This window comes from Larkinella punicea (assembly GCF_003334855.1).
Classification (GTDB): Bacteria; Bacteroidota; Bacteroidia; order Cytophagales; family Spirosomataceae; genus Larkinella; species Larkinella punicea.
Genome location: NZ_QOWE01000007.1, coordinates 225,358 through 243,954 on the forward strand (window position 1 = coordinate 225,358; position 18,597 = coordinate 243,954).

General features: G+C 50.9%; 20 protein-coding genes. 11 read left to right on the forward strand and 9 right to left on the reverse strand.

The features are described 5' to 3' along the window. The first annotated feature begins 258 nt into the window (after nt 1–258). Complete coding sequence (gene pgeF / locus DUE52_RS10485; protein WP_114405955.1) at nt 259–1,023, forward strand: peptidoglycan editing factor PgeF; 765 nt, start codon at nt 259–261, stop codon at nt 1,021–1,023. 80 nt (nt 1,024–1,103) lie between these two features. Next, the gene (locus tag DUE52_RS10490; protein WP_114406033.1) at nt 1,104–1,361 is read left to right on the forward strand and encodes a GlsB/YeaQ/YmgE family stress response membrane protein; all 258 of its coding nucleotides are present in this window, start codon (nt 1,104–1,106) and stop codon (nt 1,359–1,361) included. A gap of 43 nt (nt 1,362–1,404) precedes the next feature. On the opposite strand, the gene DUE52_RS10495 is transcribed toward DUE52_RS10490, so the two are convergent. Beyond that, nucleotides 1,405–2,178, reverse strand: coding sequence for a biotin--[acetyl-CoA-carboxylase] ligase (locus DUE52_RS10495; RefSeq protein ID WP_114405956.1), 774 nt, complete (start codon nt 2,176–2,178; stop codon nt 1,405–1,407). Between the two features lie 104 nt (nt 2,179–2,282). Here DUE52_RS10495 and rsfS point away from each other — a divergent pair, with 104 nt between their 5' ends. Both rsfS and ftsH read left to right on the forward strand, forming a co-directional pair. Further along, nucleotides 2,283–2,666: a ribosome silencing factor gene (gene rsfS / locus DUE52_RS10500; RefSeq protein WP_114405957.1), complete on the forward strand. Its 384-nt coding sequence runs from the start codon at nt 2,283–2,285 to the stop codon at nt 2,664–2,666. Nucleotides 2,667–2,833: 167 nt separating this feature from the next. After that, a complete protein-coding gene (ftsH, locus tag DUE52_RS10505) occupies nt 2,834–4,864 on the forward strand; it encodes an ATP-dependent zinc metalloprotease FtsH (protein ID WP_114405958.1) in 2,031 nt (676 codons plus the stop codon). 98 nt (nt 4,865–4,962) lie between these two features. Here ftsH and DUE52_RS10510 read toward each other — a convergent pair whose 3' ends face one another. Beyond that, the gene (locus DUE52_RS10510) at nt 4,963–5,739 is read right to left on the reverse strand and encodes a hypothetical protein (protein WP_114405959.1); all 777 of its coding nucleotides are present in this window, start codon (nt 5,737–5,739) and stop codon (nt 4,963–4,965) included. Nucleotides 5,740–5,851: 112 nt separating this feature from the next. Between DUE52_RS10510 and DUE52_RS10515 the strand changes: the two genes are divergently transcribed. Further along, nucleotides 5,852–6,631 (forward strand): UDP-2,3-diacylglucosamine diphosphatase, encoded by a 780-nt coding sequence (locus DUE52_RS10515; protein ID WP_114405960.1) that lies wholly within the window; start codon nt 5,852–5,854, stop codon nt 6,629–6,631. Nucleotides 6,632–6,963: 332 nt separating this feature from the next. Here DUE52_RS10515 and DUE52_RS10520 read toward each other — a convergent pair whose 3' ends face one another. Next, nucleotides 6,964–7,695 (reverse strand): carboxypeptidase-like regulatory domain-containing protein, encoded by a 732-nt coding sequence (locus DUE52_RS10520; protein ID WP_114405961.1) that lies wholly within the window; start codon nt 7,693–7,695, stop codon nt 6,964–6,966. A 90-nt stretch (nt 7,696–7,785) separates the two neighbouring features. Next, nucleotides 7,786–8,619, reverse strand: a complete 834-nt coding sequence (locus tag DUE52_RS10525) for a phosphatidate cytidylyltransferase (RefSeq protein ID WP_114405962.1) — start codon at nt 8,617–8,619, stop codon at nt 7,786–7,788. Between the two features lie 166 nt (nt 8,620–8,785). Here DUE52_RS10525 and DUE52_RS10530 point away from each other — a divergent pair, with 166 nt between their 5' ends. Next, entirely contained in the window at nt 8,786–9,316 is a 531-nt protein-coding gene (locus tag DUE52_RS10530) for a hypothetical protein (RefSeq protein ID WP_133299808.1), read from the forward strand. A 53-nt stretch (nt 9,317–9,369) separates the two neighbouring features. On the opposite strand, the gene DUE52_RS10535 is transcribed toward DUE52_RS10530, so the two are convergent. Then, a complete protein-coding gene (locus DUE52_RS10535) occupies nt 9,370–9,579 on the reverse strand; it encodes a DUF2007 domain-containing protein (RefSeq protein WP_114405964.1) in 210 nt (69 codons plus the stop codon). Then, nucleotides 9,572–10,528 (reverse strand): CPBP family intramembrane glutamic endopeptidase, encoded by a 957-nt coding sequence (locus DUE52_RS10540; protein WP_114405965.1) that lies wholly within the window; start codon nt 10,526–10,528, stop codon nt 9,572–9,574. The genes DUE52_RS10535 and DUE52_RS10540 overlap by 8 nt, the downstream gene beginning before the upstream one ends. A gap of 184 nt (nt 10,529–10,712) precedes the next feature. Here DUE52_RS10540 and dusB point away from each other — a divergent pair, with 184 nt between their 5' ends. Further along, entirely contained in the window at nt 10,713–11,702 is a 990-nt protein-coding gene (dusB, locus tag DUE52_RS10545; RefSeq protein WP_114405966.1) for a tRNA dihydrouridine synthase DusB, read from the forward strand. A 12-nt stretch (nt 11,703–11,714) separates the two neighbouring features. Here the strand turns inward: dusB and DUE52_RS10550 are convergent, their stop codons facing one another. Together DUE52_RS10550 and DUE52_RS10555 are read right to left on the reverse strand one after the other, a co-directional pair. Continuing rightward, nucleotides 11,715–12,536, reverse strand: a complete 822-nt coding sequence (locus tag DUE52_RS10550) for a glycosyltransferase family 2 protein (protein ID WP_114405967.1) — start codon at nt 12,534–12,536, stop codon at nt 11,715–11,717. Then, nucleotides 12,533–13,495 carry a glycosyltransferase gene (locus DUE52_RS10555; protein WP_114405968.1) on the reverse strand — a complete coding sequence of 321 codons (963 nt, stop codon included), beginning with the start codon at nt 13,493–13,495 and terminating at the stop codon, nt 12,533–12,535. Before DUE52_RS10555 ends, DUE52_RS10550 begins: the two co-directional genes overlap by 4 nt. 266 nt (nt 13,496–13,761) lie before the next feature. Between DUE52_RS10555 and DUE52_RS10560 the strand changes: the two genes are divergently transcribed. From DUE52_RS10560 to frr, 4 genes are all read left to right on the forward strand, one after another. Further along, entirely contained in the window at nt 13,762–14,685 is a 924-nt protein-coding gene (locus tag DUE52_RS10560) for a DMT family transporter (protein ID WP_114405969.1), read from the forward strand. Nucleotides 14,686–14,716: 31 nt separating this feature from the next. Then, nucleotides 14,717–15,217: an acyl-CoA carboxylase biotin carboxyl carrier protein subunit gene (locus DUE52_RS10565; protein WP_114405970.1), complete on the forward strand. Its 501-nt coding sequence runs from the start codon at nt 14,717–14,719 to the stop codon at nt 15,215–15,217. Between the two features lie 119 nt (nt 15,218–15,336). Then, complete coding sequence (gene pyrH / locus DUE52_RS10570; protein WP_114405971.1) at nt 15,337–16,053, forward strand: UMP kinase; 717 nt, start codon at nt 15,337–15,339, stop codon at nt 16,051–16,053. A 121-nt stretch (nt 16,054–16,174) separates the two neighbouring features. Beyond that, complete coding sequence (gene frr / locus DUE52_RS10575) at nt 16,175–16,735, forward strand: ribosome recycling factor (protein WP_114405972.1); 561 nt, start codon at nt 16,175–16,177, stop codon at nt 16,733–16,735. A gap of 169 nt (nt 16,736–16,904) precedes the next feature. On the opposite strand, the gene DUE52_RS10580 is transcribed toward frr, so the two are convergent. After that, entirely contained in the window at nt 16,905–18,590 is a 1,686-nt protein-coding gene (locus DUE52_RS10580) for a RagB/SusD family nutrient uptake outer membrane protein (protein WP_114405973.1), read from the reverse strand. Nucleotides 18,591–18,597: the final 7 nt, after the last annotated feature.

Consider the following 18,597-nt stretch of genomic DNA (forward strand, 5'->3'; position numbering starts at 1 on the left):
CTCCCGGTCGTACCAACCGACAGATAGTACGCCAGCGGTTGATGCGCCCCGACGAACGGTTTGTTTTCTGGATGAACGATCGAACGGTAACCGATAAAAAATATAGATAACATTCAGATTATCAATTAGTTACAAATTGATTTAATTTTGAATTATGCCTGTTTGCAAGAATAAATGCGGGTAATTCAGCGGGTAATTTCAAAATTTTCATAACCCAAAAATCAATAGTGCAGAATTTGTTTTAACCGAATACGTCGAATGATTGTGTTAGAATCACTTCATCAAATTCCAGCGGTATTTCAGCCTTTTCAATCGGTTATTGCCGCCGAAAGCACCCGCCACGGCGGCATCAGCCCTTTTCCCTTTTCCTCCCTCAATGTCGGTTTGAATACCACCGACTTGCCCGAACACGTTGAGGAAAACCGCCGTCGCTTTTTTTCCAGTCTGGGCATTAGTCCGGAGCAGGTGGCGTCTTCGCACCAGGTTCATGGCGACCGGATTCTGACTGTTCAGCAAGCGGGGCGGTTTGAGGGTTACGATGCGTTAATAACCAACCAGCCTCATCATTTTCTGACGGTTACGGTGGCCGACTGTACGCCCATCTTGATTTACGATGCCGGACAGCAAGCCGTGGCGGCTATCCACGCCGGGTGGCGCGGCACGGTGGCCCGAATTGTTGAGAAAACCGTTCAGGCCATGAACGACCAGTTTGGCTCTCAGCCCGCTGCGTGTTTCGCCTACGTCGGCACGTGCATCGACCAGGATTCATTTGAGGTTGGAGATGAGGTCGCCGAACAATTTGACGAAGCCCACAAGGCGTTTGATGTTGAACGTCAGAAGTTTTTGATCGACTTAAAAGCTGCCAATGTGGCTCAACTGGTCAACGCCGGTATTCCGGCCAGCCAGGTTGGCGTTTCTCCCTATTCGACGGTCACCCACAACCGGGATTTCTTTTCCTACCGGATTGAAAAGGGCAATACGGGGCGCATGGTGGCGGTGATTGGTTTCCGTCCGGCAGAATAACCGCTGGTTCCGGCGAAGTTTGTAAAACAAACCGACTCAGCCTGAGTTCTATTGCCTACAAACTAAACGCTTTGAAAGCCATGGGACTATTGATGACCATTCTGGTTGGAGCCATTGCCGGTTGGCTGGCCGATCTTCTTTTTAAACGCTTCTCGTTTTCCTTATTCACCGAGATTCTGTTAGGCATTGCCGGTGCCTTCGTCGGTGGCTGGATTTTCGGCAACACCTTTGCAACGGGAGCCGGTGGTGTTCTCGACCGGGTTTTGACCGCTTTCGTGGGTGCTGTGATCATCCTGGGCATCGCAGCCCTCATCAAGGGTTCCCGCAAAACCACCTAACCTGCTCCCTGCACTTCGTTATTCGATGTTCGATATTCTTTATTCAATCTCCATCAATCACAAACTCCACTTCCTTAAAAGCAAAACTCCGAAGCTTTTCACCCACCTGAATGGCCAGCCGACCGGTTTCTTCAACGCCGACGATGATCCCCCGGAAATGTTCGCCATCGGCTTTAAAGATGCTTTCTTCCTGATAGCGGAATAATCGCTGGAGGTAATTCGTTTTCAATACATCGCGTTGACCGGCCCGTAAGGCCAGATAACGGCGTTCGAGCGACTCCAGTAAAGCCGGAAACAGTTCTGGCAGAACGAAATCCAGGTCGTTTGGTGTTTCATTGCTAAGGGAGGTCGCAGTTGGCGTTTGAAAGCGGGTTTGGTTGATGTTTAACCCAATTCCAACCACCGACCACGCAATTGTATAGCCATACAGCGTGTTTTCAATTAATATTCCACCAATTTTACGCTGTAGAACGTAGAGATCGTTGGGCCACTTGATTTTCAGTCGGTCGCCCACGTAGGTGCTCAGCCAGTCGCTGATTCCCAGTGAAACGGCAATGTTCAGCCAGAACTGTTCTGAGGCCTGCAGAAATGTGGGCTGTAGAAGAACCGAAAAGGTCAGGTTTTGGTTGGGTTGGGCTTCCCACTGATTCCCGCGCTGCCCTCGTCCGGCGGTTTGGTTGCCGGTTATGACGACGGTTCCATCCAAAGCGGTTTCGGACGTGATTAATTCGGCTGCAACATCGTTCGTAGACTGACAAGTTGGCAGATAATTAATTTTTTGTCCAATAAAAAGAGTTTTGGGTCGAAACTTGTACAAATTTTTAATACATTTAGTTGGATGAATACCGAAATTATGGTACTAATTCTTGTTTACAGTAAACGTACCCGCTGGTTTCGGTCTTTGCAATTTAAACCAGTAGCATGAGAATAAATAAACCGAAGGACTTATCATCCGAAGAATTGTGCAAACTCGTCGTGAAGGGGATGCAGGAAAAGAAGGCCGTTGACATTGTTGTCATGGATCTTCGCGACGTTAAAAATGCCATTTCTGACTACTTCGTCATCTGCTCCGGAACGTCCGACACGCAGATTGACGCCATCGCCGATTCCGTTGAAGAAGAAGTATTCAAAGCCAGTAAAATCAATCCCTGGCATGAGGAAGGCAAAATGAATCGGGAATGGATTCTGCTCGATTACGTGGATGTTGTCGTTCATGTTTTCAAAAAAGAACGCCGGGTGTTCTATGACCTCGAGCAACTTTGGGGTGACGCTGAAATCCACCTCGTGGAAGAAACCTTTGCCTGAACCAAACGGTCTGAACCGGAAACAGGTAACAGAACGAGTGTTTATCCGCTCATACGACCATCTACCCCGGCTACTCCCCGTTTATCGAATCCCAAACCCAGTAGAAACAATCCATTATCAAATGGTGTTTCCTTTTTTGTGTATTTAGCCGTAATTCTGTTGCAAAAATGCCTGATAATAATAGAAATCCACTTTCACCCAGAACTCCCCGTCGGCCAAACTTCCAGGGCTGGATTGTAGCGATCCTGATTGCAGCGATCCTCGGGATAACCTTTTTCAACCGCAGCAGTGCCGTCCGGGAGACGACCATCCGCGGATTTGAAAAGATGGTTAAGAATAAGGAAGTTGACAAGGTAGTCATTGTGAACAATGAGGTTGTAGAAATTACCCTGACTCAACAGGCACTGCAACAAAAATACCGGACGCAATTTCAGGACAAATCGTATTTTAACTCCGAATCCGGACCTCATTTCAGTTTCCGGGTATCGTCGGCCGAGTCGTTCAAAAAAGACCTGGACCGAATTCAGGAAGGTATTCCCGATAACGAAAAGATCGACTATAAAATCGAACAGCGAAGCGACTGGAGCGGTTTTCTGCAAACCTGGGGTTTCTTCATCGTCATGATCCTGGCCATGTATTTTCTGCTGGGCCGGATGTCGGGCGGAGCCGGGCCGGGCGGTCAGATTTTCAACATTGGAAAATCAAAAGCCGCTTTGTTCGACGCTGAAAACCGGGTAAAAATCACGTTTAACGACGTGGCAGGTCTGGACGAAGCCAAAGAAGAAATCAAGGAGATTGTCGATTACCTGAAAAACCCTACCAAGTTTACCAAACTCGGGGCTAAAATTCCGAAAGGTGCGTTGCTGGTTGGCCCTCCGGGTACAGGTAAAACCCTGCTGGCCAAAGCCGTAGCGGGTGAAGCCGGTGTGCCTTTCTTCTCGCTGTCGGGTTCCGACTTTGTCGAAATGTTTGTCGGTGTCGGGGCGGCCCGGGTACGTGACTTGTTTAAACAAGCCAAAGAAAAAGCACCCTGTATTATCTTCATCGACGAAATTGACGCCGTTGGCCGGTCTCGTGGACGGGGTTCGATGCCTGGTGCGAACGACGAGCGCGAAAATACGCTGAACTCCCTGCTGGTTGAGATGGACGGTTTTGCCACCGACTCCGGAATCATTATTCTGGCTGCAACCAACCGCCCCGATGTACTGGATTCGGCACTGCTGCGTCCCGGCCGGTTCGACCGCCAAATCAGCATTGACAAACCGGACATTGTTGGCCGGGAAGCGATTTTCAAAGTCCACTTGAAGCCCATTAAACTGGATACCGACGTCGATCCGCGGGAGCTGGCGGCTCAAACCCCGGGTTTTGCGGGGGCCGATATTGCCAACGTTTGTAACGAAGCTGCGCTGATTGCCGCCCGCCGGAACAAAGAATCGGTCGATATGCAGGACTTCCAGTATGCGATGGATCGCGTCATTGGCGGTTTAGAGAAGAAAAACAAACTCATTGCACCGGAGGAGAAGGAGATTGTTGCCTACCACGAAGCGGGTCACGCCGTTACAGGCTGGTTTCTGGAACACGCCGATCCGCTGGTGAAAGTCACGATTGTACCACGTGGCGTTGCTGCATTGGGTTACGCGCAGTATCTGCCCCGAGAACAGTATCTATACCGCACGGAACAGCTCATCGATGAGATGTGTATGACGCTCGGTGGTCGGGCTGCGGAAGATAACGTCTTCGGGAAGATTTCGACCGGTGCCCTCAGTGATCTTGAACGGATTACGAAGCTGGCCTACAGCATGGTGACCATGTACGGAATGAATGACAAAATTGGTAACGTTTCGTTTTACGATTCGAAACAGAGCGAATACCAGTTCAACAAACCGTATTCAGAAGCGACGGCCGAAGCCATCGACGACGAAGTTCGCAAGATCATCGACCAGGCTTATGTCCGGACCAAGGCCTTGCTGGCTGAAAACCGGGCCGGTCTGGAAGCCGTAGCGAAAGAGCTACTGGAGAAAGAGATTCTGTTCCAGAAAGACCTCGTCCGGATTCTGGGCAAACGTCCTTTCCAGAAAGAAACGACCTACCAGGCTTACAAGAACAACAGCGAAGTAGTGGAAGAGGAGATTGGTACCGACAGCAAACCGGAACAAACCAAACCGCTGCCGACGCCTGATCTGCCAGCCTTGTCGTAAGAGCAACAACAGAAGACCCCTTATCATGCAAAAAGCCGACACAAGTGTCGGCTTTTTGCAGATCTGACAGTCAGAAGGTATCAATTTCTCTCAATTCCTTATTTGAACTTATACCCCGTTGCATCAAAGGAGTGGTTGGCAGGGCCGAAAAAGATAAGTTTCAAGGTACTGGTGGCCGGTTTTCCGTTCACTTTTTCCGAGTAGTATTCTTTCTTGGACTGAACCAGCAATTCGTTGGGTGCCAGCGACGACGAGAAATTGATGCTGTGAGCATCCGGAAGTTTGGCTTCCAGCGCCAGCTCGTTGAACAAATACAGCGGGTATGAATTAAACGGCACTTCGGCTACCCACAACCATTCGGTGTCCGAACGGCCCAGACTGGCCTTGTATTCGGCCGCGGTCAGGCCGTACTGGCTTCCTTCCCGGCCCGTCGGATGATACCGCTTCTGAAAACGATTCCGGCAGGCAGCGGCCCGATTGGGGGCATAATAGGCACTGCCAACGTTGTAACGCATGATAATTTTGCCTTCATATTTGTCGGCCACATAAACCCGGTAGCTACCATCGGGCTGGCCCGTAACGAACGTATAGCCACCTACCACCCCTGGAAAACTCAGATTCGCCAGCTTCCGGTCGAAGCCGAACTGGCCGGTTTTGGAGTTTAATAAAACCTGATACCGAACCACCGAACCGTTGTAATCCGTTTGTTCATACACCAGCACCCGATCAAAAACCAACTTCTCGACCAACGCCGGTGGATTTTTTGTTACTGCTACCATCGCCAGGGGCGACTGAGCCTTTAACGGTTGACCTCCCTCCTTTCCTACGCCCATAAATCCGACCAAACCGACCAAGGCAATAAACCGTTTTTTCATATCATCTCTGCAAACTGTGGGTTAATCGACGGTTTCGTCGTTGAGAATGCAATATCCGAGTTTCGGAGGTAAAGAAGCAATGTGTTACCTTTGTATTCCTGAAAAAATATTCATGCCATCCATTGAACTCCTACCGCTCCCTCCGGACCGAGCCGTTTACTTTGCTTCCGACTTTCATTTAGGAATGCCTACACCCACCGTTAGCCGCGAACGGGAACGCCGGGTTATCCGCTGGCTCGACCTGGTCAGCAAGGATGCCGAAGCCATTTTCCTGGTCGGCGACGTCTTTGATTTCTGGTTTGAATACAAACACGTGATTCCCAAAGGCTTCACCCGCCTTCAGGGAAAACTGGCCGAATTGTCGGACGCTGGTATCAAGCTAAAGCTCTTTTCCGGAAATCATGATATGTGGATGGCGGACTATTTTACCGAAGAGATGGGGATTCCGGTTTACCGGTTACCGAAATCGTACCAGATTGGTGATCAACACTTCCTGGTCGGTCATGGCGACGGCCTGGGTCCCGGCGATTTCAAGTATAAACAGCTCAAAAAAATATTTGAGAATGGGCTGGCCCGGTGGTTTTTCCGCTGGCTTCATCCCGATATCGGTGTCCTTTTCGGCAATGGCTGGTCACGCAAGCGCAAAGCCGCCGAGCAGCATAAAACCGATGTGTTCAGGGGAAATGAACAGGAGTGGCTCTGGCAATATTGCAAGGAAATGGAGACCCGCCAACACCACGATTACTACATTTTCGGCCATCGTCACCTGTCGCTGGATCTGAAAGTGACCGAAAACAGCCGGTATATCAATCTCGGAGAATGGATCAATCTCAACACCTATGCCCGGTTTGACGGACAAACCACGAAACTATTGAAATTCGAGGGGAAGTAGTTTTCGGTTTTCGACGGGTTGTCGTTCCTGCGGTTGCCGACTTCAACATTCGATATTCGTTATCAGTACTGTACGAAGGATTTAAATGATTGGTAAACCGTTTTCCCTTCCCTTTTTTGGTCACGTTTTTTGCAAACGCTTGTCGATGCTAACGCAAATGAGGGATGGTTAGCCGCGTTACAGTATCAGAAAAAACCATTCTAAAGATCGTTCTACACCAACAGCCAAAGAGGGTAAAAAAAATGCATCCTTCGTACACTACTGATTCAACATTCGATATTTAGTGAACGGTTTACTAAACTGCATCGACTGCCCGCCGTAAACCGTAAACCCTAGTTATTCTTCAGAATATCCTGCCGGGACAAGCCTTCCGGTGGGGTGGCGTTGAGTTCCTGCCGGAAATCCTTTTTCTTCAAATCACCGTTTTTAACCGACTTGATGAAGCTCGCCCAGGCAAACGGATTCAGGAACGGAATCGTGGTCAGTTGCGAACGACCCGTTATCGATTCGCGGCCAAACCACTGCTGGTTCAGGTAATACCGGTAATTCCCGGCGGCACTCATGGGCGTCAAGGCCGCCAATCGCTGCATGGATTCGGCGCTGAGGTTGCGGGCCATGTTCTCCCGTTCTTTTTCATCCGGCAATTTCAGGTTGACAAAAGCCTGTTTGAAAAGTTCTTCTGTTGGATATGGATAGACTTTTACTTCGGTCAACATCTGCACATCTTCCTGCATCGCCACCACCGCCGAATACGACTGTTCCGTTAACCGACGTGGAATGATGTGGTATTGTTTCTTGAAACCGAGGTAACTAAAAACGATGCTATCGCCCGGCAAAACCGGGATGGCAAAATATCCGATGCTGTTGGACAACACGCCCCGACCCGCGCGCGGGATGGAAATGTAGGCTTCCGGCAGCGGCTCAGACGTTTTTCCGGCTGTAATGATCCCGGTAAACATGATCAGTTTTTCCTGCCCCTGCGCCCGCGCGGTGTGGCTGGTGGTCAGCATCAATCCCGACGCGAGGGTCAGAATAACAACAAGTTGTATGAATGAAGTCTTCATGTCTCAATCGTAAAACGCCGGTCTCAACGGCGCATGGTCCAGGTTTAGGGTTCCATAACAAGGCGTTGGCTGTGCCAGCCCGTGTCAGTGTCACGCAAACAGTTTCAAAAAAGTAATAATAAACGGTGCTGCCAGCAGCAAGCCGTCGAACCGGTCTAAAAAACCGCCGTGTCCCGGAATCGTGGAGCCGGAATCCTTGATGGCAATGCTGCGCTTGAACAGCGATTCGACCAGATCCCCGTAGGTTCCCGTTACCACAATGATGGCGCCCACACAATACCACTCCCACGGCCGCAGATCATCGACAAAAATAGTCAGAAAAAAGGCGATAACCGCAGCCGCCAGAGCTCCGCCAACCGCTCCTTCCCACGATTTTTTGGGCGATACGCGTTCAAATAATTTCCGTCGGCCAAATTTGGTTCCGGCAAAATACGCACCAATATCGCTCGCCCACAACAACACCAGGCAGCCCAGCATCAAACCCGGATGGTAGGTGCCGCCCCGCAACGCCAGCACATTCAGCAGTGCGAACGGAACGGCGACATAAATCAGTCCCAGAAAGGTAAACCCGATATTGGTAAACGGTTTTAAATCCCGCTTTTTATACAATTTGATTAAAAAAATCATGGATGCTGCCGGACAGATCAGAAAATAGCTATCATAGTCAACAATCTGTTTTTCAATCAAATAGGTTAGTATACAAATCAAACACCCTACCGCCGTACCGTAATACGTCAGCGGTTGGTTGCCATCGAGACCCAGTAATTTATAAAATTCCAGTTGCGTCAACGCACTGATGGCACAGAACAATAACGCAAACGTCCAGTCACTATACCAGATTCCAAACAAGATGATGATGACGCCGACAGCCGCAGCAATTACGCGCTGTTGCAGATTCGTCATCCGATTTAAACGTTCTTTCATGTAGAAAGTTAACTACAAATCAGGGTGGTTTATCCGGCGAAAATAACAAAATACGAACAGCTCGTTCCTACCCTGGTTTCTCTTTCCGTCTATTTTTAACTTTATTTACAGTTCTCAATCATTAGAGTAGGATTTGCCAGCGTTCTACTCACCGACCCCGCCCTGTATGCTTCTCGTCCTGCTATGCCTGTTTTTTCAATTGACAGGAAATATTCTGCAACCAGAAAACGACCTTCGCTCATTGCATTGGGGCATGAGCCGCAAAGAGGTTCAGGCGGTTGAACAGACGGTTCCGTTTCGGATTACGGATACGACGCTTCACTACCGACAACGTTGGTTTTATAACTTCCCGGCTTCGGTGAAATTCGCCTTTGTCAACGATCAACTCGCTGGAGCCCTGTACATTTTCACCGATCGTCATGTCCGCGCCCAACAGCATTGGGACGAGTATCAAACCCTGGTCAAAACCCTGTCAGATCGTTACGGCCCTCCTTCCGGCGACTACTGGTCGTGGAACTATCCCCTGTATAAAAACCGTCCCGAGCGCTACGGCGATGCCGTCCTGCTGAGTCATCTGAGCCGTTCGAGCATCTGGGAAACCGCCCGCACGGTGGTTACCCTCGAAATGTCCGGCAAACCCAAGGAGGGCATTTATACTGTGATTTCGTACGCGAAAAAAAATGACGACAAAAAATAAATGACCAATCACGAACAGGTTTGCGCCGGTCCGGGTAATTGGTCATTCGCTTTTCAATATTCCAAATCGGCCGAAATCAGGTAAATCTTTGCCATGGCCGCATCCTCGGTTTGCACATACACTTCGCAGTTCCCCAGAAGATAATTACTATCTTTTTTATTGACAACGACGGCATTGATTTCGTGCTCGGCTAACAACACTTTTGCCAGTTCGGCGCGGTAGGTGGTAGGTGTCACCAGTACTTTCTCCCACTGATCAGACATAAGGTTGAGACGACGATTGATTCGTTTTTCGAAAAAAGGTTAAAAAACCTATGGTTAAAAGTAGTGAAATTAACGCGCCGGTCAAAGGAACCGAATTCGTATTTTCAATATCGACCGAAATCATCTGCCGGTGATACAACCACACCATCAATACCGTAAACCCGTTATTGACCGCGTGTGCCAGGATGGGAACCCAGATATTCCCCGACCAGATGTACACATATCCAAACAGCGCACCCAGCAAGGCGCGCGGCACAAAACCGTAAAACTGGACGTGAATGGCACTGAAAATGAGCGCCGAAACCCAGATCGCAACGTGTACATTGCCCGTCCACTGGGCCAGTTTTCGCTGTAACATGCCCCGGAACAACACCTCTTCACCAATACCGGGGATGATGCCAATCACTACCAATGCAATCACCAGATCGAGGGGGGAGCTAAAATCGGTCAGGAAGGTCGTCAGGCCGGAAATCTGGTCTTCTTTCTGTTTCATCCACGCTTCCAGCCCGGCCAGACTGTCCGGAAAATCGATGTTCTGATTCCACTCGATGATCAGCCCGTTCAACGGCATGAAGGTGATGGTCAACAGCGCCACCAAACCCACGGATTGAACCGCCGTCAGTGGCCGGGCATTGAACTCCGCCCACGATTTGCGCTCGATCCAGCGGAGGTACAACACGCAGGGAAGCAGAAACGAACAGAGGTGGCTCACCGCCTGAATCAGCATCAGCAAATGCCAGCTCCCCGGATAATCGGCGGGATTCGTCAAAATACCGGTAATATCCGTAATGGACGTGTTGCCGCTGGCCGATGCCCAGGCCGTCAGGAACACCCCGGCCAGTAAACCGCCCAGTGACATTCCCAACAAAACAAACCCCAGCAGAACCAACAGGCTACGAAACGGATGCAGGGGGGGATTGGACGAAGGCGTCAGGCGGAAGTCTTCCATAATTGCTGTAAATTTACGCCCAAACTAGTCAGGAATTCAAAACCGTGCCGGTTTTTTATGGAATCGGCTCACACCGGTCATGTTTTCAGACGTACACCAGTCAGGTTTTGAAAACCTGACTGGTGTACGTCTGAAAACATGACCGGTTGGCGAACATCTTTCAAAAACGCATTGTTAGCGGTATATGGTTAAAATTGGCACAATCGAACTGGGAGACTTTCCCCTGCTGCTGGCTCCGATGGAGGATGTGAGCGATCCGCCGTTCCGGGCGGTTTGCAAGGCCAATGGGGCGGATTTGATGTATACGGAGTTCATTTCGTCGGAAGGACTCATTCGCGACGCGGCCAAAAGCGTCCGGAAACTGGATATTTTCGAATACGAACGCCCGATTGGGATTCAGTTGTTTGGATCGGATATCGAAACGATGCGGGCCTGTGCCGAAATTGCCAGCCGCGCCAACCCGGACCTGATCGACATCAATTACGGCTGTCCGGTCAAAAACGTAGCGTGTCGGGGTGCCGGGGCGGCTCTGCTGCAGGATATTCCGAAGATGGTGAAAATGACCGAAGCCGTCGTGAAAGCCACGCACTTGCCCGTCACGGTGAAAACCCGCCTGGGCTGGGACGACAACACCCGGAACATCATGGAAGTGGCGGAACGGCTACAGGATATTGGCATTCAAGCCCTTACGGTCCACGGCCGGACACGGGTGCAAATGTACAAGGGTGAGGCCGACTGGACGCTGATTGGGCGGGTGAAAGAAAACCCCCGCATTACAATTCCGATTTTCGGCAACGGCGACATCGATAGCCCCGAAAAAGCCCTGGCGTATAAAAATCAGTACGGCGTCGACGGTATTATGATTGGCCGGGCCAGCATTGGCTACCCCTGGATCTTTAACGAAATCAAGCACTTCCTCCGGACCGGCGAACACCTGGCCGCTCCAACCCTTGCCGACCGGGTGGCCATTTGCAAGCAGCACCTCGACTTTTCGATTCGCTGGAAAGGAGAGAAAACCGGCATTTTCGAAATGCGCCGACACTATACCAATTATTTCAAGGGACTGGAAAATTTCAAACCGTTCCGGCTCCGGCTCGTGCAGGCAGATACCTATGGAGAAATCGCCGGTATTCTGGACGAAATTACGGATGTATATGAAGTCGAAACCGTCTGATGTTTTGCGGTTTTAACGAAAACCGGGTGTCTGGCCAAAAGCCAGAACCGGTTTCGTTTTGGGCTTTTCGTCGTTATCGTGCAGTTCCTGCAATTTTGAATACTTGATCACCGGATAAATCGCCGACAACAACGCCCACACAAAACCGGGGTAACCATCGAGTAGTCCGCCTTTGAAAAAATAGATTTTCAGAAACGTAAACAGGAAACGCAAACCCTGGAGCGGGATATTGGCTTTTTTGTGCCGCAACGCCATTTCTTCGGCACTCAGCGTTGTGTAGTGGTTCATTTTCAGCACATAATCGTGCAATGATCCGTAGCTGTAGTGAATCAGGATTCCCGAAAGCTGTCCAATGGAGCCTTCCACCTGAACAGACTCATGAACAGGAACGGGCGTCATGCGACCGTGGTGCCGGTTGAACAGCCGCAACACCGGCTGGCGGTTTTGGCCGCTGTGCCGCAAAATCCGGCCCAGGAAAATCAGGTTACGCGGCAACGTATACCCCGCATGGATCGGCTCGCCGACAAACAAAGCGGCTATTTCGTTGGCAAGCTGCTCCGTCACAATTTCATCCGCATCAAGCACCAGCACCCAGTCATTTTTGGCCTGATCGATCGCGTATTGCTTCTGCGGCCCAAACCCGTTGAACTTCCGGTAGGTAACCCGGCAATTAAAATCGCTCGCGATGGTCAGGGTGGCATCGGTGCTGCCCGAATCGACCACAATAACCTCATCCACCCACTCCACAACCGACTCCAGCGCCAGCTTCAACGTTCTTTCGGCGTTCAGGGTAATGATGACAACAGAAAGGGGGGCTTTGACCGGAATTTTCATTGGGATAGCAGTGAAGAGGTTGGCTGATGGTCAGTGGTCGGGCGGGCAATTACCGGTAGTCCCTGGCGATACCGAAGGCTCTCACGGCCGGGCGCTCCCCGCAAAATGAACCAGGCCAGTTGCGCAAAATGCGTACTCCGAAAAGCCTTCCTGCCTACTTTCAGCGTATAAAAAAGCTGAAGCAGGAGTTGTTTCAGGACATTCTCGTTTTTACGGAAATAATAGAAAAGAGAAATGTAGTATTCTTTTTCAATCAGCAGATTCCGCCGGGTGCTACCGCCCCCCAGGTGCCGAAACCGGACATCCGGAATCAACATCGCCCGCCATTCCCGTTGCCGCAACCGCCGACACAAATCTTCTTCTTCGCAATACAGGAAATACGCCGGATCAAAACCGCCCACCTGCCAGAACGCCGTGGCCCGAACAAAAAGCGCACTGCCTGTCACCACCGGAACGGGCACGGGTTCCTGGTATTTCTGTCGGCGAGGCAGGTAATCCGCCGGATGAAACCAACGCATCAAACCGTGGCCCAGCAAGTTTCCGCTCAGCGAGGGGTAATAATTGAACGATGGTTCATGTTCATCGGCCCGGTTGACAGCCTGCCCTGTGCAAACGCCCACCGCTTTGTGGTCTTCCATGAACGCATACAGGCGGCTGCAAACATCGTCGAGCAGTTGGCAATCGTTGTTCAGAAAGAAATAATAAGTTGACGATGGATCGACCACCTGCAAACCCAGCAGTAGCCCGCCCGCAAAACCGAGATTGACCCGGCTCCGGATCAGTTTCAGAAAGGGTTGTTGATTGAGGGAATACAATCGGTCAAAGTCAACCTCCTGTGAGCCATTATCAACAACAACAATCTCATAATCACCAAGCTGTGTGTATTTTCGGATGGAATTGACACAGTCCAGCGTGTAGCCGCTGGAGTTATAATTCAGAATAATAACCGACAGTTTCATACCCAATCCGGTGGCGATAGGATGGTAACTTCATGTTACCGGTTTTACGATTTTTTTAGAGACGGGGCACTACCGTTCAGGACAGGAATCGGTCAGGTAGCGTTGCATTCTACTACGCGAAATAGTTGAACAGCGTTGCGGCTTAGCGGCAGTTGTATTTCCAACAACCTCAATCGTTTCATAATGGTTTCTTTTCCAGCCATTTGCCTATGCAACTTTTTATTCCCTGACAGAACCAAACAGCCTTGAACGGTGGTTTTTAAACTATGACGAAACCATTTACCGAAAGTTCCCCCTCCGCCCGTGCCCCCCTTCCTGCCCCTGCTGCCAATCGCCGGCTCCTGGCCTGGCTGTTGCTCATTCTGGTTGCCCTGATCTGGGGAACGTCTTTTATTCTAATTAAACACAGTTTGGGCGTTTTCTCGCCAATGCAGGTCGGAACGGGGCGGATTTTTCTGGCTTTTCTTTTTTTTCTGCCCTATCTGGTCATTCTGGGAAAAAAGTTTCCGCGTGATCGCTGGCTTCCGTTGCTGGGTTCGGGGATGCTCGGCTACCTGATTCCCGCCGTTCTGTTTGCCACCGCCGGTGCTCACCTGAACAGTTCGCTGGCCGGCACACTGAATGCCCTCAGCCCGCTGTTTACGTTTCTGATCGGGGTCATTCTGTTTCGCGGACGGGCCAAACTCCTCCAGGTCGGCGGTATTCTGCTGGGATTTGCCGGATCGGTGTTTCTGGTGTTTTTTAGCGCTACGGGTTCTTTTTCCTTCAACGGTTACGCATTTCTGATTGTCCTGGCCACGCTTTGTTACGGTTTCAACATCAACATTGTTTCCCGGTATCTGAGTGACCTGCCCGCCCTGCTGTCGACCGCATCGACCTTTGCCATGGTGGGCCCCATTGCCCTGCTCGGGCTGGCCACCACCGACTTCCCGACGCGGGTGGCGGCTCCGGGTTCAACGCCCGCCCTGTTGATGCTGCTTACACTCGGCATGGTCGGTTCCGGTTTTGCCACCATCCTGTTTAATCGGATTATTCAGTTAACTTCCGGCGTTTTTGCTTCCACCGTAACCTACCTCATTCCGGTAGTAGCCGTGCTTTGGGGGCTTTTCGACGGCGAACCACTCCACTGGCCGCAGGTTGCCGGTATGGGAATTTGCCTGTTGGGTGTATATTTGATCAATAAAAAGTGAGCGTTAGCCCATTTCTTAATTCCTTCCATCTATGTTTCGTGCTTCCGTCAACGATCAGCCCCCGTTTGAAATCGATTTTACGGGTGATCTCCCGGTTTTGAATGGCCAACCCCTGACGTGGGATCTGGCCCGGCTGAACGACCGGATGTTTCACATTCTGTACCAGAATCGTTCGTATACGGCTGAAATTCTCGATCTGAACCCGACGGAAAAAACCGCTACGATAAAAATCAACCAGGCGATTCACCAGATCGCCCTGAAAGACCGTTTCGACCTGTTGCTGGAACAAATGGGCATGAGCACGGCCAGCCTGACCAAAATCAACGACATCAAAGCGCCCATGCCCGGCCTGATTCTGAGCCTCAGCGTTCAACCCGGCGACACGGTTCACAAAGGCGATACGGTGTTGATTCTGGAAGCCATGAAAATGGAAAACGTCATTAAGTCCCCCACTGACGGCACCATCAAAACCGTCAGGATCAGCCGGGGCCAAACCGTCGAGAAAAACCAGGTTTTAGTCGAATTCAGTTAAGCGTGATGAGTGATGAGTGAAGAATTGGCTGACGCATTCTGTCACAGGAACCTTTTTAACTCATAACTCTTCACTCTTCACTCTTAACTTTTGCTATATTTGCCGCCAAACTTTCCTTCATGACTCAACTAAAATATAAACGCATTCTGCTCAAGCTTAGCGGAGAAGCTTTAAGCGGAGACAAAGGGTACGGCATCGACCCAACGGTTTTGGATGCCTACAGTCTGGAAATCAAGCAAGTGGTTGAAATGGGCGTTCAGGTTGCCATCGTCATCGGCGGAGGCAATATTTTCCGGGGAATCCAGGGCGAACGCAGCGGGATGGACCGGGTTCAGGGCGACTACATGGGCATGCTGGCGACCGTTATCAACGCCATGGCCATCCAGAGTTCGCTCGAACAACACGGGTTGTATACGCGCGTGATGTCGGCCATCAAGATGGAACAGGTTTGCGAACCCTATGTGCGTCGCCGGGCCGTCCGTCACCTCGAAAAAGGCCGCATTGTCATCTTCGGGGCCGGAACGGGCAATCCCTACTTCACCACCGACACCACCGCCAGCCTGCGGGCCATCGAAGTGGAAGCGGATGTGGTCTTGAAAGGTACCAAAGTGGATGGTGTCTACACCGCCGATCCGTTCAAGGACAAAACCGCCACCCGGTTTACTACCATTTCGTTTCAGGATGTTTACGAAAAGAAACTGAACGTAATGGACCTGACGGCTTTTACGTTATGCAAAGAAAATAACCTCCCCATCATCGTTTTCGACATGAACAAGTCCGGCAACCTGATCCGGCTGGTCGAAGGAGATGACATCGGGACACTGATTACTGGCTAAAACACTGCTGAACTTTATTACCAGGAATGAAAAATAATAAACATCGAATGATAAATGTAAAACGCACGCACTTTATCATTTTACATTTATTATTAGACATTTGATATTTACTATTCAAGAAATGGAAGAGATTGAGCTATATCTCGAGGACGCCCGGGATACGATGGAAAAGGCGTTGAAACATTTGAATATCGAGTTATCCAAAATTCGGGCAGGCAAAGCGTCGCCCTCGATGCTGGACGGCCTTCAGGTGGAGTATTACGGCATGAATTCTCCCATCCACAACGTCGCTTCCGTCACCACCCCCGACGCCCGAACCATCGCCATCAAGCCTTTTGAAAAAAAGATGATTGGCGAAATCGAGAAAGCCATCCGAAACAGTAACCTCGGCCTGTCACCGACCAACGACGGTGAAAACATCCGGCTGAACATTCCCGCCCTGACCGAAGAACGTCGCCGGGATCTGGTGAAGAAAGTCAAGGCCGAAATCGAGGTAGCCAAGGTCAACATCCGCAACATCCGGAAAGACACCAACGAAGGCATTCGCAAACTGACCAAGGAAGGCGTTTCGGAAGATGAGGTGAAGAAAGGGGAAGAGAAAGTTCAGAAACTCACCGACAGCCACATCGCCAAAATCGACGATATTTTTGCTGCGAAGGAAAAAGACATCATGGTGGTTTAATAGGAACACGGATGAAGCGGATTGGGCGGATTTGCGCAGATAAAATCCGTTTTGATCCGTTCAATCCGATTTATCCGCGTTCCAATTCCTCAAAACGTTTTATCAAAAAAACCGCCCAGTCTGATCACCAGTGGGCGGTTTTTCGTTTTAATGATCTTGAGAAAAGATCTTAGTAACTGTCGTTCTGCTTCAGATAACCGGGCAGGTTCGACGCACCATCGATGGCCGTTTGCGGGATCGGGAAAATCCGTTTCATCCTGTCGCTATTGGTCTTTTCCGTCCACTTGTCCTCGTACTTGCCAAACCGGACCATGTCCGTCCGGCGCAGCATTTCCCAGTAGAATTCAAACCCGCGTTCCCGATACAAAAGATCCAGCGACATGGAGGTCAGCGCCGGGGGCGGTGTGGTGGCCGTCCGGGCCGCCCGAACGAGATTGACATCGGCCAGCGCACTGGCGGCATCACCACTCTTGCGAAGTTTGGCTTCCGCCCGCATCATGTACACATCAGCCAGCCGCAGGATAATGATGTCGGCTTCGCCAAAATTCCGGCCACTGACCGACTTTTTGCTGAACTCGTATTTTTCGACCCGGTAGCCGGTGTTGTAGTTGCTACCCGCCACGGTGAAGTCGATCTGCTCCGTGAAGTCGACGGCCTGGGTTGGGCGGTTCCGGGTGTCGTGGAACAGCTTGGCGACCTTGTATTTGCCGTCCGCGCATTTCAAAAACACGCCGTTCCGACGAATCAAACCGTATTGTTGTCCGCGCAAAATTCCCCGGTTGATGTTAAAATTCGCTTCTGCTACGCACGAATCGGCCGGGTTGGTATAAATCGACAGGTTCTGTTTGTAAAACCGCGGATCGACCGACGGGTCATTCGGCGCATAGGCATTCACCCAGGTCCGGTAGTAATCGGGCGTAATGCCCGGTCCGTCGGTTCCGTTGGCGTTGGGATAGGCCGGTAGCGGAAACTGATCGCCGGACAGGGAGAAGTAGGCCATCCGGTTATGACCGTTCAGGTCAGCCCGCTGATCGACGGCAAAAATCAACTCCTTGTTGGTGTTGTTGTCCGAATTGAAAATCGAAAAGTAATCCCGCGACAGTTGGTACTGCCCCGAATTAATGATCTTGTCGGTGTATTCGACGACCTTATCCATGTCTTCCGGTTTGAACGTGAACTGAGCCGCATACCGATCCCGATACACAGCCGCATTCAGATACAATCGGGCCAGCAGCCCCCAAACCGCCCCTTTCGTCAGCCGACCGGGACCGACCGCTGTTTCCAGATTTGGTTCAACGGCCAGCAGTTCGTTTTTGATGTACTCCACTGCCTGCTCACCCCGCAGAATGGTTGAATTTTCGCCCAGATCGTCCTTGACAAACACCAGCCCGAACAGGTCCAGCGTCAGCAGCGAATAATACGCCCGCATACCCCGCGCTTCCGCCAGGTACGTTTTGGAAACCGGATCATTCAAAGTCGGCAGCGTATTGATGGCGGTAATGGACCGCGAAACGCCCTGCAAAATCAGGTTCCAGGTATTGCGCAGGTTGGGGTCGGTGCTGGTGTGCGTGTGCTGGTGCATCGCCAGATAAATACCGTTATCACCCCAGTCCGTACCACCCCGATACGGCAGAATGGCCTCGTCCGTCGAGATTTCCTGAAGCGCGAAGTAGTTGGTATGCAGGAAAATATCCGGTAGCCGGGCATACACCGGCGCAATGATTCCATCGGCAGCCTGCCGGTCGGAAAGGCCCGAAGCCGAGGCTTCGTCCAACACATTCTCGGACAGATTCGTACAGCCATTGAGGACGTACAGACCTGCCAGCATGACGGTTAATATGACTTTCTTTTTCATGATTTTT

Excerpts from the sequence above, each read along its gene's own strand:
- DUE52_RS10525 (WP_114405962.1), bottom strand. The coding sequence starts at position 8,619 with ATGAAAGAACGTTTAAATCGGATGACGAATCTGCAACAGCGCGTAATT.
- dusB (WP_114405966.1), top strand. The coding sequence starts at position 10,713 with ATGGTTAAAATTGGCACAATCGAACTGGGAGACTTTCCCCTGCTGCTG.
- pgeF (WP_114405955.1), top strand. The coding sequence starts at position 259 with ATGATTGTGTTAGAATCACTTCATCAAATTCCAGCGGTATTTCAGCCT.
- DUE52_RS10520 (WP_114405961.1), bottom strand. The coding sequence starts at position 7,695 with ATGAAGACTTCATTCATACAACTTGTTGTTATTCTGACCCTCGCGTCG.
- DUE52_RS10540 (WP_114405965.1), bottom strand. The coding sequence starts at position 10,528 with ATGGAAGACTTCCGCCTGACGCCTTCGTCCAATCCCCCCCTGCATCCG.
- DUE52_RS10490 (WP_114406033.1), top strand. The coding sequence starts at position 1,104 with ATGGGACTATTGATGACCATTCTGGTTGGAGCCATTGCCGGTTGGCTG.
- DUE52_RS10550 (WP_114405967.1), bottom strand. The coding sequence starts at position 12,536 with ATGAAAATTCCGGTCAAAGCCCCCCTTTCTGTTGTCATCATTACCCTG.
- DUE52_RS10565 (WP_114405970.1), top strand. The coding sequence starts at position 14,717 with ATGTTTCGTGCTTCCGTCAACGATCAGCCCCCGTTTGAAATCGATTTT.
- DUE52_RS10515 (WP_114405960.1), top strand. The coding sequence starts at position 5,852 with ATGCCATCCATTGAACTCCTACCGCTCCCTCCGGACCGAGCCGTTTAC.
- rsfS (WP_114405957.1), top strand. The coding sequence starts at position 2,283 with ATGAGAATAAATAAACCGAAGGACTTATCATCCGAAGAATTGTGCAAA.
- frr (WP_114405972.1), top strand. The coding sequence starts at position 16,175 with ATGGAAGAGATTGAGCTATATCTCGAGGACGCCCGGGATACGATGGAA.
- DUE52_RS10555 (WP_114405968.1), bottom strand. The coding sequence starts at position 13,495 with ATGAAACTGTCGGTTATTATTCTGAATTATAACTCCAGCGGCTACACG.
- DUE52_RS10580 (WP_114405973.1), bottom strand. The coding sequence starts at position 18,590 with ATGAAAAAGAAAGTCATATTAACCGTCATGCTGGCAGGTCTGTACGTC.
- DUE52_RS10530 (WP_133299808.1), top strand. The coding sequence starts at position 8,786 with ATGCTTCTCGTCCTGCTATGCCTGTTTTTTCAATTGACAGGAAATATT.
- DUE52_RS10510 (WP_114405959.1), bottom strand. The coding sequence starts at position 5,739 with ATGAAAAAACGGTTTATTGCCTTGGTCGGTTTGGTCGGATTTATGGGC.
- ftsH (WP_114405958.1), top strand. The coding sequence starts at position 2,834 with ATGCCTGATAATAATAGAAATCCACTTTCACCCAGAACTCCCCGTCGG.
- pyrH (WP_114405971.1), top strand. The coding sequence starts at position 15,337 with ATGACTCAACTAAAATATAAACGCATTCTGCTCAAGCTTAGCGGAGAA.
- DUE52_RS10560 (WP_114405969.1), top strand. The coding sequence starts at position 13,762 with ATGACGAAACCATTTACCGAAAGTTCCCCCTCCGCCCGTGCCCCCCTT.
- DUE52_RS10535 (WP_114405964.1), bottom strand. The coding sequence starts at position 9,579 with ATGTCTGATCAGTGGGAGAAAGTACTGGTGACACCTACCACCTACCGC.